The sequence below is a fragment of the Enterobacter cloacae complex sp. 418I7 genome, from assembly GCF_050030705.1.
GTDB classification, from domain to species: Bacteria; Pseudomonadota; Gammaproteobacteria; order Enterobacterales; family Enterobacteriaceae; genus Enterobacter; species Enterobacter intestinihominis.
This window is the reverse complement of the sequence record NZ_JBLGUU010000001.1, coordinates 4240798-4254713: the sequence shown is the minus strand read 5'-3', so window position 1 is coordinate 4254713 and position 13916 is coordinate 4240798. Positions and strand designations below refer to the sequence as shown.

The following is a 13916-nucleotide window of genomic DNA, read 5'->3' as shown; positions in this document are numbered from 1 at the left end:
CCCTGCGGCGGCACGCCGTCTGACCGGAATTAACGGGTCCCGTAAACCACGATGGTTTTACCGTGGGCGGAGATCAGGTTTTGATCTTCCAGCATCTTCAGGATACGGCCCACTGTTTCACGGGAGCAGCCGACGATCTGACCGATTTCCTGGCGGGTAATTTTAATTTGCATACCGTCAGGGTGGGTCATGGCGTCTGGCTGTTTCGCCAGGTTCAACAGAGTCTGCGCGATACGACCGGTCACGTCCAGGAAGGCGAGGTTACCCACCTTCTCAGAGGTCACTTGCAGACGGCGTGCCATCTGGGAAGAAAGACGCATCAGGATGTCAGGGTTGACCTGAATCAGCTGACGGAATTTCTTGTAAGAAATTTCAGCCACTTCACATGCTGTTTTTGCACGAACCCAGGCGCTACGTTCCTGGCCTTCTTCAAACAGGCCCAGTTCACCGATAAAATCGCCCTGGTTCAGATAAGAAAGGATCATCTCTTTCCCTTCTTCATCTTTGATCAGCACGGCCACCGAGCCTTTAACGATGTAATACAACGTTTCCGCTTTTTCACCCTGGTGAATCAGCGTGCTCTTTGATGGGTACTTATGAATGTGGCAATGAGACAAGAACCATTCGAGAGTCGGGTCTGTTTGCGGTTTGCCAAGCACCATGCGCTGTTATCCTCTGTTATAAGCTGTCACCAGAGTCATAAGATGCATCCGGACTCTGGGGTTGCAATCGAATTCTTACCCATACCTGGGAAGTCGGCTGTCGTAACGTTTCGCAGCCAGTAAAGTTTGATGTCCTCTGCATACATGTGTAACGTCAATGTATTACTGTAGCATCCAGAGTGTTTTAGCATAGCTTTCGCCGCGTGTCTCCTGGTGTCTCGCTTCAGCATGACGCAGGTCGCCTTCCGTTGCGAGAAATGTAACGTACACGTAATCTGTCATAAAAAATGCAACGTTGGAGTGAGTGAATATGCAAGCGCGTGTGAAATGGGTTGAAGGGTTAACGTTCCTGGGCGAGTCTGCTTCCGGGCACCAGGTTTTGATGGATGGCAACTCCGGCGATAAAGCCCCCAGCCCGATGGAAATGGTGCTGATGGCGGCAGGTGGATGCAGTGCGATCGACGTGGTGTCGATCCTGCAAAAAGGCCGTCATGACGTGACCGATTGTGAAGTGAAGCTGACGTCAGAACGTCGCGAAGAGGCGCCACGTCTGTTCACGCATATTAATCTGCACTTTATCGTCACCGGCAAAGAACTGAAGGATGCGGCGGTCTCGCGTGCGGTTGACCTGTCTGCGGAGAAATACTGCTCTGTGGCGCTAATGCTGGAGAAAGCGGTAAACATCACCCATTCGTATGAAGTGATCGAGGCTTAATTTTTGGCGGGTGGCGCTTCGCTTACCCGCCCTACAAAAGCACGCCCGTAGGCCCGGTAAGCGCAGCGCCACCGGGCAAAACAACTCACGCGATTTGCTTTCCTTCCATCAGCCGCTGCACCAGTGGCGTCATGATCAGCTCCATCGCCAGCCCCATTTTTCCGCCCGGTACCACTAACGTATTCATGTGCGAAATAAACGAACCTTGTAGCATCGCCAGCAGCCAGGGGTAATCAATGCCTTCCAGGTTGCGGAAGTGGATCACCACAAAGCTCTCGTCCAGGGAAGGGATGCTTTTTGCGGCGAACGGGTTGGAGGTGTCCACGGTGGGGACGCGCTGGAAGTTAATGTGGGTTCGGGAGAACTGCGGCGTCAGGAAGTTGATGTAATCTTCCATGGAGCGCACCACCGAATCCATTACCGCCTCTCGCGAATGGCCGCGCTCGCTCATGTCACGCGTCAGCTTCTGGATCCACTCAAGGTTAACAATCGGCACCACTCCCACCAGCAAATCCACATGGCGCGCCACGTCGTGCTGAGGCGTCACCACGCCGCCGTGCAATCCTTCGTAAAACAGCACGTCAGTCGGTTCCGGCAGCGGCTGCCAGGGCGTGAACGTGCCGGGGACCTGGTTCCAGGGCACGGCTTCATCGTAGGTGTGGAGATACTTGCGGGACTGCCCGGTGCCGCTCTGCCCGTATTCACGGAAGGTTTGCTCCAGCAGGCCGAAGTCATTGGCCTCCGGGCCAAAATAGCTGATGTGTTTACCCAGATCGCGCGCCTTGCGGATGGCCATATCCATCTCCGGGCGCGTGTAGCGGTGAAAGCTGTCGCCCTCTACCTCTGCCGCCCGTAAGTTAAGCTGGGCGAAAATCTTGCGGAAGGCGAGGCTGGTGGTAGTGGTTCCCGCCCCACTCGAACCCGTAACGGCAATAACCGGATGTCTGGCAGACATAACAACTCCCTGACTGGAAAAGTGTAAGATCAGCCATGAAACGCGTTGCGGGGCATGATATTCACCGTCTCATGCAGTTCGGACCATACCAGCACCACGTCGCCGCTTTTAAGCTGGCGCTTCACATCGCTGACCTTTTGTTCAAGCGAACGTTCATGTTCACCATAATCGGTGCCTTCGCGCAAGACAAAGCTTTCAATCAGATTATCGAGCGTGTCGGGAGAGAGATCCTGCCAGGGAATAATCATTTTTTACCGTCCAGATAGGCCGTTAACCAGTCGGGTATACGCGTCTCAAGCCACATTTTTGGCCGACGCAGCGTGCCGCCAACAAAGCCCACGTGCCCGCCGAACTCGGTGAGCTGATACTCCACGTTATCCGGCAGATAGTCAGGGGCGGGGATCGAGTGATGATCCATAAACGGATCGTCTTTGGCGTGGATAATCAGCGTGGGTTTCGTGATTTGATTCAGTAAAGGCATGGCGCTGCACTGACGGTAATAGTCAATCGCATCGGCAAAGCCGTGAATTTTAGAGGTGATCAAATCATCAAACTCGCGCAGGCGCTTCACGCGTTTGAGCTGTTGCAGCGTCACAGGCAGCGTATCCGGATAGGCCTTAAGTTTACGTGCGGCGTTGGCTTTCAGCAGGTTGAGCAGATAACGCTGATAGACCCGCGAAAACCCCTTTTCCATATGATAACTGCACTGCTCCAGCATAAAGGGCGCAGAGACAATCACCGCCGCATCCAGCGGTACGGCGTCGCTCTCCTTCGCCAGCAGGCAGGCCAGCATATTCCCGCCCAGCGAATACCCCACCGCTGCCGTTGGTGCTTCGCCGAAATTGTCTCTTAGCCAGCGCAGGAACCAGGAGCCGTCCTCGGTTTCACCCGAGTGATAAATGCGTTTCTGACGGTTAGGCTCGCCGCTGCATCCGCGAAAATGCATCACCACCCCAAGCCAGCCGCGGGCTTTCGCCGCCTCAATGAGACCGTGTGCGTAAGGGCTGTGCAGGCTGCCTTCCAGGCCGTGAAAAACCACCAGACGGGGTTTATGTCTGGCCCGATCCGGATCTTCGCTCCAGGCGAGATCCAAAAAGTCACCGTCCGGCAGGTCAATGCGCTGCCAGTGGGGGTTGAACTGCACCTTGCGGCGGATCAGGCGCGGCAGCATGGTTTGCAGGTGAGGGTTAGCCACACCGCGCATGGGCACGAACTCTGCGCTCTCTTCGGCTGCAATGTCGAAGTCTGAGGGAATGATTTGGGTCATAAGGGCGATGCTGATTCTTGTCAGAAATTAACTATACCTTCCGAATTGTACCCCGTTTAGCCCGTTTTTCCGAAACATGAACTGATCCCGATCACATTTCTTTACCTTGATTATTACTCTCAGGCTAATGATTACGTCCTACGCTTAATTGATGCCTTTCTCACCAGAGCGCACACTTTACTCAACGTTAAGCAAATCAGAATGATGTGCTGAATCAGGAGGTTAATAATGTTATCTGGGCAAACACCCACCCGGCAATGGAACACCCGACGCAGCGAGAAAGCGCGTCGTCTGGCGTCCGTACCGGTGCAGGGCAAGGTACTGCCAACCGGCGATCTTGTCGCCATGCTGGAAAAACTGATCGCACCAGGCGACAAAGTCGTTCTGGAAGGCAACAACCAGAAGCAGGCGGATTTCCTTTCCCGTTCACTGGCCGAAGTGAACCCGCAAATCGTGCACGATCTGCATATGATCATGCCGAGCGTGGGCCGCAGCGAACATCTGGACATCTTTGAGAAAGGCATCGCCCGCAAGCTCGACTTCTCCTTCTCCGGTACGCAAAGCCTGCGCATTTCGCAGCTGCTGGAGGATGGTCAGCTCGAAATCGGGGCGATTCACACCTACATCGAACTCTACTCACGTTTATACGTCGACCTTTCGCCAAACGTGGCGCTGATTGCCGGTTTTAAAGCGGACCGTAAAGGTAACCTCTACACCGGGGCGAGTACCGAAGATACCCCGGCGCTGGTGGAAGCCGCCGCGTTCCACGACGGCATCGTCATCGCACAGGTGAACGAGCTGGTGGACGACGAGTGCGACCTGCCGCGCGTCGATATTCCGGGCTCGTGGATCGATTACGTGGTGGTGGCGGACAAGCCGTTCTTTATTGAGCCGCTCTTCACCCGCGACCCGCGCCTGATTAAACAGGAACACATCCTGATGGCGATGATGGCGATTAAAGGCATCTACGCTGAACACCAGGTGCAGTCCCTGAACCACGGGATTGGCTTTAATACCGCAGCGATCGAACTGCTGCTGCCAACCTACGGCGAACAGCTCGGACTCAAAGGCAAAATCTGTAAACACTGGACTTTGAACCCGCATCCAACGCTGATCCCGGCCATCGAAAGCGGCTGGGTGGAGAGCGTCCACTGCTTCGGCGGCGAGCTGGGGATGGAAGAGTACATCCGCGCCCGTCCGGACGTGTTCTTTACCGGTGCTGACGGCTCCATGCGCTCTAACCGCGCCTTCTGTCAGCTGGCTGGTCAGTACGCGGTCGATATGTTTATCGGCTCTACGCTACAGGTTGATGGTTACGCTAACTCCTCAACCGTGACCCGCGGCCGTCTCTCCGGCTTCGGCGGCGCACCAAACATGGGCCACGATCCGCACGGTCGTCGCCACGCCACACCGGCCTGGCTGAACATGATCACCGAGCCTGACCCGATGCAGCGCGGTAAAAAGCTGGTTGTGCAGATGGTGGAAACCTTCCAGGCGGGCGTGAAGCCAACCTTCGTGGAGAAACTCGACGCCGTAGACGTGGCGAAAGCCTCCGGCATGCCGCTGGCGCCGGTTATGATTTACGGCGATGACGTCACCCATGTGCTGACGGAAGAGGGGATTGCTTACCTCTACCGGGCAAAAGATCTGGAAGAGCGTCGCGCCATGGTCGCCGCCGTGGCGGGTATCACCGATATCGGTCTGGGCGTTGACGCCAAACGCGTGGCGGAACTGCGCCAGAGCGGCAAGGTTGTGTATCCGGAAGATATGGGCATTCGTCGTACCGATGCCACCCGCTCTCTGCTGGCTGCGGGCAGCGTGGCTGACCTCGTTGAGTGGTCCGGCGGCCTGTATAACCCACCTGCGAAATTCCGGAGCTGGTAATGAAACTTCTGCCCCAGATCCAGGTTGAAGGCGGTGCCGAATGGCTGGCGCGAACCGCCACGCAGTGTCTGATTGACGAAGCACGTTTAAGCCCGAAGCCCGGTCTGGTGGACAGCCGGGGGAACGGCGCGCATCACGATTTATCGCTTGCGCTGATGGAGCGCTCCGCTCACAGCTTGACCCCCACGTTTCAGGCGCTGGCGCAACAGAGCTGGCAGCGTCCGGCGGATATTGCCCTCAGGCAAACCGTTGGCCGCCTGGGTCGTGAAGGCGAACGGCAGATGATGGCCGCTACCGACGGTGTGAACACACACCGTGGCGCGATCTGGGCGCTGGGATTGCTGGTGAGCGCGGTGGCGATGCTGGGCGGCGATGCCCGGGCGCAAACCGTCGCGAACACCGCCGCTCAGCTGGCGAAACTGCCGGATGACGCGGCGCCGAAAGTATTCAGCAAGGGGTTACGCGTCACGCACCGCTACCGTGTACCGGGCGCGCGTGAAGAGGCTCAGCAGGCGTTTCCGCACATCATGCAGCGCGCGCTGCCGCAGCTTCACCTCAGCCGTCTCAACGGCAGCAGCGAAACGCAGGCCAGACTCGACGCGCTGATGGCGATCATGACCTCGCTCACCGACACCTGCGTGCTGTCGCGCGCCGGCATGGAGGGGCTGGATGCCATGCAGAACGGCGCCCGTGCGGTGCTGAACGCGGGAGGATGCGCAACACTTGCGGGGCAGCAGGCGCTGGCGCAGTTAGACCGTCAGATGCTGACGCTTAACGCCTCGCCGGGCGGAGCCGCAGACCTGCTTGCCGCCACGCTGTTTCTTGACCGCGTCGAAACGCCCTATTCAAAGCATTAAGAGGATGTTATGGAAAAAATCACATTGACCGTGCCCGCCAGCCGCGAAGTAAGCGGCAGGGCGCTGGCAGGGGTAGTCGGTTCCGGGGATATGGAGGTGCTTTTCACCGCCGAACCGGGCCAGACCTTAACCATTGATATCACCACCTCCGTCGATAACAGCCGTGGGCGCTGGGAGGCGTTGTTCAATCGCCTGCAAACCGTCAGCAGCCTGCCCGCAGGTAAGCTGACCATCCACGACTTCGGCGCGACGCCGGGCGTGGCACGCATTCGTATCGAACAGGTTTTTGAAGGGGTGAACCATGCGTGATGACAGCAGCTTTATCGAATTAAAAGCGCGCCAGCGTGCGCAGGCGCTGCTCGACGACGGCAGCTACCGCGAACTGCTGGATCCGTTTGAAGGCATTATCTCTCCGTGGCTTGGGCCACAGGGGATTGTTCCTCAGGCCGATGACGGCATGGTAGTCGCGAAAGGGACCATCAACGGCCAGCCTGCAGTGGTGGTGGCGATTGAAGGCACCTTCCAGGGCGGCAGCATGGGCGAAGTGTCCGGTGCCAAAATGGCGGCGGCGCTGGAGCTGGCGGCGGAAGATAACCGCAACGGCATTCCGACTCAGGCGGTACTGTGCCTCGAAACCGGCGGCGTACGTTTGCAGGAAGCCAACCTTGGCCTGGCGGCGATTGCCGATATCCACGCCGCGATCGTTGACCTGCGTCGCTATACCCCGGTTGTCGGGATTGTCGCCGGGACCGTGGGCTGCTTCGGCGGGATGTCTATCGCCGCGGCGCTGTGCAGCTACCTGATTGTGACCCGCGAAGCGCGTCTTGGCCTCAACGGCCCGCAGGTTATTGAGCAGGAAGCGGGCATTGAAGAGTATGACTCCCGCGACCGTCCGTTTATCTGGAGCATGACCGGCGGCGAAGTGCGCTATGAAAGTGGGCTGGTGGACGCGCTGGTGGGCGACGGCGTGAACGCGGTGAAAGCCGCGATGAACGAGGCCATCGCCAAAGGCGTACCGGCGAAACATCGCACCGATAACTACGACGATTACCTGAACCGTCTGACGAATTTCGACACCCGCAAACAGGCCGATGCCGAACAGATTAAAGCGCTTTTTGCCCGGGAGGTGAAATGATGACTAACTCAATTAGCCGTGGCGAACTCTGGCTGGAAACTCTGGCCCCGAACGCGAAACGTCTGGAGGGGTTATGCCCGTCCGTGCAGGCGGCAGACGGCGAGCTGAACGGTGAAACGGTGCGCTTTGTCGCCGTGGTGCCGGACGCCAACAACCACTTCCCGCGCGCGGCGCAAGGGGAAGTGGGGCTGCTGGAGGGCTGGACGCTGGCAAAAGTGGTCAGCGAAACCGTCGCCGCTGACGCAGATAAAGCCGTGAAGCGCCCGATTGTGGCGGTGATCGATGTCCCAAGCCAGGCCTATGGCCGTCGCGAAGAGGCGTTTGGTATCCACCAGGCGCTGGCCGGCGCCGCTGCCGCCTATGCCAATGCGCGGCTGGCGGGGCATCCGGTGATTGGTCTTATCGTCGGTAAGGCCATGTCCGGCGCGTTTCTGGCGCACGGCTACCAGGCCAACCGCCTGATTGCCTTCAACGATAAAGGCGTGCTGATCCATGCCATGGGCAAAGAGTCTGCGGCGCGCATTACGCTGCGTACCGTGGAGGCGCTGGAAAAACTGGCGGCAACCATTCCGCCAATGGCGTACGACATCAGCAACTACGCCACGCTGGGGCTGCTCTCCGACCTGCTGGATATCAGCAACCCGGATGCCCCTTCCGAAAGCGATCTGACGCGGGTGAAAACTACCCTGCAACAGGCCATCAGCGACGCTCGTCAGGACACCACGTTGAAAAACCGTCTGGGTGCTGACAACCGCCGCAGCTCGGCGCTCGTACGTGAACGTATGCGAGCCAGCTGGTAAGTAAAAAGAGACCTGCCAGATGCATTACCCCGTGGGCGCGCCCGTTGCGTCCACGCGGGAACCTGCATCCTGAAAATAATAAACATCGCGCCAGTGCTTAAACTTTTTTACTACAGGTGATTTATGACTTACGTAATTGTTCATGCTCTTGCACCGATTTTCGTCATCATGCTGCTGGGATTCTGGGCCGGTAAAGCAAAGATGGTCGATAACAAAAATGTTTCCCTGCTGAATATCTTCGTTATGGATTTTGCACTCCCTGCCGCGCTGTTCAGCGCCACCGTGCAAACCCCGTGGACCGGCATTGTGGCGCAGTCGCCGCTGATCCTGGTTCTCACCCTGGCGATGTGGATCACCTATGCGGCCATCTACTTCCTCGCCACCAAAGTCTTTAAAAAATCTCCGCAGGATGCGGCCGTACTGACACTAACCGTCGCTCTGCCAAACTATGCGGCGCTCGGCCTGCCGATTCTGGGCAGCGTGCTGGGTGAAAGTTCTTCTACTTCACTCTCCGTGGCGGTCTCCATCGCCTGTGGTTCGGTGCTGATGACCCCGTTCTGCCTGCTGATTCTGGAGCGTGAGAAAGCCCGCGCCGAAGGCAATAACTCCGGTTCAACGCTTTCCATGCTGCCGGTGCTGATGTGGCGCTCCATTAAAAAACCGATCGTGATGGGCCCGCTGCTGGGTGTGATCCTGTCCGCTATCGGCATCAAAATGCCAGAGCTGGTACTGGCGGCGATTAAACCGCTGGGACTGTCCGCGACCGCTGCGGCGCTGTTCCTGACCGGGGTGATCCTCTCCGCGCGTAAGCTTCAGATCAACACCATGGTGATCACTTCCACTATCGCCAAGCTGCTGATCCAGCCAGCGATTGCCTGGGGTATCGTTTTAATCTTCGGTCTGCACGGCTCCGTGGCGATCACCGCCATCCTGATGATTGCGCTGTCTGCGGGCTTCTTTGGCGTGGTGTTCGGTAACCGCTTTGGCGTGCAGTCGCCGGATGCTGAAGCCGTGCTGCTGTTGAGCTCCATACTGTGTATCCTGTCGCTGCCGCTGTTTATCTCGCTGACTTCAGGAATGTAATCATGACCACAACATTACGCCCACACGACCTCATCTGGCTTACCGCGCGCGACGCCCTGGAAGGGATTACCGAATCCTGGGTAGACGCGGCCTGGCATACCGGGCTACCGGTAGTGGTGCGGCGTGATGTTGATAATGAAGGCCGTATTCCCGTTGGCGTGCGCGGATTGCGCCGCGACCAGCGGGCGGCCGGATGGGTGAAGCCTGAGAACGTGTTGCGCGTGGTGTCGCCCGAAGAGTTGAGCGTTGCCGCCGACCTGCTGCGTTCGCCGTTTGTCACTCAGCCGCCGGTTCAGGTGGCGCTTCAGCTTGCGCAGCAGTCGTGGCCGTGGACGTGGGGGATAACCGGCAGTACGGGTTACGCGCTGGCGACCGGCATTCCGGTGATCCACGCCGATAGCGATCTCGATCTGCTGATCCGCGCCCCGCGTACCGTTTCCCCTGAGGCGTTTACTGACTGGCAGGCTCAGCTCAGCCGTGCGTTGTGCCGGGTGGATACGCAGGTGGACACGCCCGAGGGCGGATTCGCGCTGGCAGAATGGTTACGCGACGGCAAAACGCTGCTAAAAACGCAATGTGGACCGCGCCTGGTAGCGGATCCATGGCACAGGGAGGAGTAATGAAAATACTGTTTACCTTTCCGGGGCAGGGCACACAGCACGAAGGTATGCTGCAAAACCTGCCGGGAACGGAGCTGGAGCAGGCCCGTGCTGTGCTGGGGGCGGAAGTCGATACCCTGGACAGCGCATCCTCGTTAACCCACACCCGTGCGGTTCAGCTTTCACTGCTGATTGCCGGCGTGGCTTGGGCGCGCGAGCTGGAACGTCGCGGCGTGTCGCCGGATATTGTCAGCGGTCTGTCCATTGGCGCTTATCCTGCGGCGGTTATCGCAGGCTCGCTGGACTTTACGGATGCGCTGAAGCTGGTGGCGCTGCGCGGTGATTTGATGGAGCAGGCGTATCCGCACGGCTACGGCCTGACGGCGATTATGGGGTTGACCCTGCCGCAGGTGGAAAACCTGATTCAGGGGACTGGAACCTATATCGCTAACCTGAACGCCGAAACGCAGATCGTGATTGCCGGAACCGATGACGGTATGGCGCAGGTGGCGGAGCGCGCGCTGGCGAAGGGTGCAAGCAAGGCCAAACGGCTGGCGGTGAGCGTGCCATCGCACTGCGCGCTGCTGGCGGAACCGGCGAAGAAGCTGGTAGCGGCGTTTGAATCGGTCACGCTTTCCCGTCCCCGCTGCGCGTACCTGAGCGGCAGTACCGGACGCGTGCTCTGGCAGCCGGAGAAAATTGCCGACGATCTGGCAATGAACATGGCGCGAACCGTGCGCTGGCAGGAGGCGGTGATTTCCGCTAACGAGCGTGAAGCGCGGCTGGCGATTGAGATGCCGCCGGGAGGCATATTAACCTGCCTGACGCGGCAGGCAGCGTGGGAAGGCGAATCCATTTCGCTGGAGCGCAGCGGGGTGGACGTGGCGGTGCATCTGGCGGGGCGGTTTCGTGCGTGAGTTTTTTTGCCCGGTGGCGGCTGCGCCTTACCGGGCCTACGGGTTCGGTTGTATTATTTTGTAGGCCGGGTAAGACGCAACGCGTCGCCACCCGGCAAGGCCTCAGGCTCCGTCCTGCAAACTTCTGGCGTACATCCGCCCTTCCGCGGCCAATGCTCGCAGGCTCGGATCCTGCTCGCGGTTGCGGGCAAAGACGATCGCAATCAGCTGCTGCATCTGGTACGGCTGTGCCAGCTTCAGTAGCTGCACCGAATTTTCGTACACTTTCTTCATCCTGCCCGGCATCAGCGTAAACCCGACCCCCGCCTGTACCAGGCTCAGCATTGAGAAAATATCGTTTACCCGCGTCACAATCTCCGGCTCGAAACCGGCAATATGAAACGCTTCCTGAAACCCGGCGTAAGTGGCGAACCCTTCCGCGAGGGCGACAAACTTCTGATCTTTATAGTCACGCAGATCGGCGGGACCGCTGGTATTCAGCGTGGCAGAGGCCGGTGCGGCAAGGAAAATATCGTCATGGAACAGGGGCAGCACTTCGAGGCTGTTACGGTCGATATCGCTCTCGGAGATAGAGATTAAAATCGCATCCAGCGACCCCTCATCCAGCATATGGAGCAGGGTTTCGTTCGAGCCCATCGTCAGATCCATCTCCAGATCCGGACGGCGCAGCTTCATGCCCATTATCAGGCGCGGCACGGTTTCCAGCGTCAGCGAGTAAAGCGTACCGACGCGCAACCGTCCCTGGCCGATACCGGCAATCTTGCGCGACTCTTCCAGCCCGCGCTCCATCACCTGCATCACCTCCTGACAATACTCCAGCAGCGTCCACGCAGAGGGGAGGGCAATCAGGTTACGCCCTTTGTGAGCAAAGAGCGGGCAGCGGACGTTCTCTTCGAGGGTATGCAGCGCGCGGTGCACGCTGACACCGCTCAGGCCGAGCGTTTCGGCGGTACGTGCGATATTGCCCTTGTCCATGAACGTCATGAAGATGCTGAGCTTACGGAATGTAATCTCGCTCGTGGTATCGAAGCCCATAACCCTCCCGGCGTGTTAGTCGGCTTGCAGCATCGCTTCCAGCTGTTCCTGCGCGTCCAGCCATGCCATTTCGCACTCTTCGAGACTGGATTTGGTTTTCGCCTGCGTTTGCAGACAGTCCGTCAGCTCCGCTTTGCGGCTCTGATCGTACAGTTCGCTGTCGCCCAGCTTCTCTTCGACGGCGGCAAGCGTGGCGTTAAGCTTTTCCATCTCTTTTTCGAGACGGGTAATCTCTTTACGCAGCGGCTGAGTCTGGGTGCGCAGTTCCGCTTCACGGCGCTTCTGGTCTTTACGCGCCTGGGCGCTGTTGGCGTTGTCTTTCGCTGACTCTTCCGGCTGGTTTTCCTGCTTCTGCACGTCCGTCAGCCACTGCTGGTAATCTTCCAGATCGCCGTCGAACGGTTCCACTTTGCCGCCGTGAACCAGATAGAGATCGTCGGTGGTGGAGCGGATCAGGTGGCGATCGTGCGAAACGACAACCAGCGCCCCTTCGAACTCGATCAGCGCTTCGGTCAGCGCCTGACGCATGTCGAGATCGAGGTGGTTGGTCGGTTCATCGAGCAGCAGCAGGTTTGGACGCTGCCAGACGATCAGCGCCAGCACCAGACGCGCTTTTTCGCCGCCGGAGAAACGCGCTGTATTTTCAGTCACCTTATCGCCCTGGAAGCCAAAGCCGCCGAGGTAGTCGCGCAGCTTCTGCTCCATCTCCTGCGGCGCCAGGCGCGCCAGGTGCTGGATCGGCGATTCATCGGCGCGTAAAAATTCCAGCTGATGCTGAGCGAAGTAGCCAAGCTTGATGCCCTTCGCCAGCCCGATTTCGCCGCTGACCGGGTTAAGCTCGCCCGCCAGCAGCTTGATCAGCGTCGATTTACCGGCGCCGTTACGCCCCAGCAGACCGATGCGTGAACCCGGCACCAGGTTGAGCTTGATAGAGTCGAGAATAATGCGATCGCCATAGCCCGCGCTCACTTTTTCCATCTTCAGCAGCGGGTTCGGCAGGCTCTCCGGCTCGCGGAAGCTGAAGTGGAACGGGTTATCCACGTGCGCGGGGGCAATCATCTCCATGCGTTCCAGCATTTTGACGCGGCTCTGCGCCTGCTTGGCTTTTGACGCCTTGGCCTTGAAGCGATCCACAAAGCTTTGCAAGTGCGCCACGCGCTGCTGCTGGCTTTCATACATCGCCTGCTGCTGGGCGAGGCGCGTCGCGCGCTGGCGCTCGAAAGAGCTGTAGTTGCCGGTGTACTCGAACAGGCTTTGCTGTTCGATATGAATGATTTTATCCACCACCGGGTCGAGGAAGTCGCGGTCGTGGGAGATCAGAATCAGAGTGCCCTGATAGCTCTTGAGCCACTTCTCCAGCCAAATAACCGCATCGAGATCGAGGTGGTTGGTCGGTTCATCGAGCAGCAGGAGGTCAGAGCGGCAGATCAGCGCCTGCGCCAGGTTAAGGCGCATACGCCAGCCACCCGAGAAATCGCTCACCGGGCGTTCAAGCTGTTCGTTGCTGAAGCCCAGGCCGTGCAGCAGGCTGGAGGCGCGGGAGCGAATGGTCCAGGCGTCGATGGCGTCCAGCTTGCCGTGGACGGTGGCGATGGCGTGGCCGTCGTTGCGTTCGTTGGCGGCGTTGAGCTCCGCTTCGAGCTTGCGGTATTCACGGTCGCCGTCGATAACATAGTCGAGCGCCGGTTCGCTCAGCGCGGGGGTCTCCTGGTTTACCCAGGCGAGCTGCCAGTTGCCCGGGAAGGTAAAGTTCCCGCCATCCGCGCTTATCTCGTTTTTCAGCAGTGCCAGCAGGGTGGATTTACCGCAGCCGTTTTTGCCGACCAGCCCCACTTTCTGGCCCGGGTTGATGGTAGCAGTCGCGTTATCCAGCAGGACGCGCACGCCGCGACGAATTTGTAACGAGGAGAAAACAATCATAGAAGCGCCGTATGTTCCGACTATGTTAATTTGTCATTATGATAATGTAAGGTGTGGGCCAATTTCCCCACCGGGCCGCCATGGTAG

Annotated in this window: 15 protein-coding genes; 9 read left to right on the top strand and 6 right to left on the bottom strand. The window is 58.7% G+C overall.

The window, feature by feature from the left end; genetic code table 11:
- Positions 1-29 precede the first annotated feature (29 nt).
- Positions 30-662: a cAMP-activated global transcriptional regulator CRP gene (gene crp, locus ACQG0S_RS20610; RefSeq protein ID WP_000242758.1), complete on the bottom strand. Its 633-nt coding sequence runs from the start codon at positions 660-662 to the stop codon at positions 30-32.
- A 310-nt stretch (positions 663-972) separates the two neighbouring features.
- Here crp and ACQG0S_RS20605 point away from each other — a divergent pair, with 310 nt between their 5' ends.
- Positions 973-1377: an OsmC family protein gene (locus ACQG0S_RS20605; RefSeq protein ID WP_022649609.1), complete on the top strand. Its 405-nt coding sequence runs from the start codon at positions 973-975 to the stop codon at positions 1375-1377.
- An 85-nt stretch (positions 1378-1462) separates the two neighbouring features.
- Here the strand turns inward: ACQG0S_RS20605 and ACQG0S_RS20600 are convergent, their stop codons facing one another.
- Genes ACQG0S_RS20600 through ACQG0S_RS20590 form a run of 3 tightly spaced genes read right to left on the bottom strand, consistent with a single transcriptional unit; the run spans position 1463 to position 3599 of the window.
- Positions 1463-2332, bottom strand: a complete 870-nt coding sequence (locus tag ACQG0S_RS20600; RefSeq protein WP_003861663.1) for a phosphoribulokinase — start codon at positions 2330-2332, stop codon at positions 1463-1465.
- A 29-nt stretch (positions 2333-2361) separates the two neighbouring features.
- Positions 2362-2580 carry a YheU family protein gene (locus ACQG0S_RS20595; RefSeq protein WP_022649608.1) on the bottom strand — a complete coding sequence of 73 codons (219 nt, stop codon included), beginning with the start codon at positions 2578-2580 and terminating at the stop codon, positions 2362-2364.
- Positions 2577-3599, bottom strand: a complete 1023-nt coding sequence (locus ACQG0S_RS20590; protein ID WP_048966613.1) for a hydrolase — start codon at positions 3597-3599, stop codon at positions 2577-2579. Before ACQG0S_RS20590 ends, ACQG0S_RS20595 begins: the two co-directional genes overlap by 4 nt.
- A 228-nt stretch (positions 3600-3827) precedes the next feature.
- On the opposite strand from ACQG0S_RS20590, the gene mdcA reads away from it, so the two are divergent.
- From mdcA to mdcH, 8 genes are all read left to right on the top strand, one after another.
- The gene (gene mdcA / locus ACQG0S_RS20585) at positions 3828-5483 is read left to right on the top strand and encodes a malonate decarboxylase subunit alpha (protein ID WP_023298766.1); all 1656 of its coding nucleotides are present in this window, start codon (positions 3828-3830) and stop codon (positions 5481-5483) included.
- On the top strand, positions 5483-6340 hold the full coding sequence (locus tag ACQG0S_RS20580) for a triphosphoribosyl-dephospho-CoA synthase (protein ID WP_048966614.1): 858 nt from the start codon (positions 5483-5485) through the stop codon (positions 6338-6340). Before mdcA ends, ACQG0S_RS20580 begins: the two co-directional genes overlap by 1 nt.
- 9 nt (positions 6341-6349) lie before the next feature.
- Positions 6350-6649 carry a malonate decarboxylase acyl carrier protein gene (gene mdcC, locus ACQG0S_RS20575; RefSeq protein WP_000411786.1) on the top strand — a complete coding sequence of 100 codons (300 nt, stop codon included), beginning with the start codon at positions 6350-6352 and terminating at the stop codon, positions 6647-6649.
- Positions 6642-7475: a biotin-independent malonate decarboxylase subunit beta gene (locus tag ACQG0S_RS20570; protein ID WP_003861672.1), complete on the top strand. Its 834-nt coding sequence runs from the start codon at positions 6642-6644 to the stop codon at positions 7473-7475. Before mdcC ends, ACQG0S_RS20570 begins: the two co-directional genes overlap by 8 nt.
- On the top strand, positions 7475-8275 hold the full coding sequence (gene mdcE, locus ACQG0S_RS20565) for a biotin-independent malonate decarboxylase subunit gamma (RefSeq protein ID WP_003861675.1): 801 nt from the start codon (positions 7475-7477) through the stop codon (positions 8273-8275). The genes ACQG0S_RS20570 and mdcE overlap by 1 nt, the downstream gene beginning before the upstream one ends.
- 123 nt (positions 8276-8398) lie before the next feature.
- Positions 8399-9358, top strand: a complete 960-nt coding sequence (locus ACQG0S_RS20560) for an AEC family transporter (protein ID WP_023307100.1) — start codon at positions 8399-8401, stop codon at positions 9356-9358.
- Between the two features lie 2 nt (positions 9359-9360).
- A complete protein-coding gene (locus ACQG0S_RS20555) occupies positions 9361-9978 on the top strand; it encodes a malonate decarboxylase holo-ACP synthase (RefSeq protein ID WP_048966615.1) in 618 nt (205 codons plus the stop codon).
- Positions 9978-10874: a malonate decarboxylase subunit epsilon gene (mdcH, locus tag ACQG0S_RS20550; protein WP_048966616.1), complete on the top strand. Its 897-nt coding sequence runs from the start codon at positions 9978-9980 to the stop codon at positions 10872-10874. The genes ACQG0S_RS20555 and mdcH overlap by 1 nt, the downstream gene beginning before the upstream one ends.
- Before the next feature lie 102 nt (positions 10875-10976).
- On the opposite strand, the gene ACQG0S_RS20545 is transcribed toward mdcH, so the two are convergent.
- Positions 10977-11909 (bottom strand): LysR substrate-binding domain-containing protein, encoded by a 933-nt coding sequence (locus ACQG0S_RS20545; RefSeq protein WP_022649599.1) that lies wholly within the window; start codon positions 11907-11909, stop codon positions 10977-10979.
- 15 nt (positions 11910-11924) lie between these two features.
- Positions 11925-13829, bottom strand: a complete 1905-nt coding sequence (locus ACQG0S_RS20540; protein WP_023298762.1) for an ABC transporter ATP-binding protein — start codon at positions 13827-13829, stop codon at positions 11925-11927.
- Between the last annotated feature and the right edge of the window lie 87 nt (positions 13830-13916).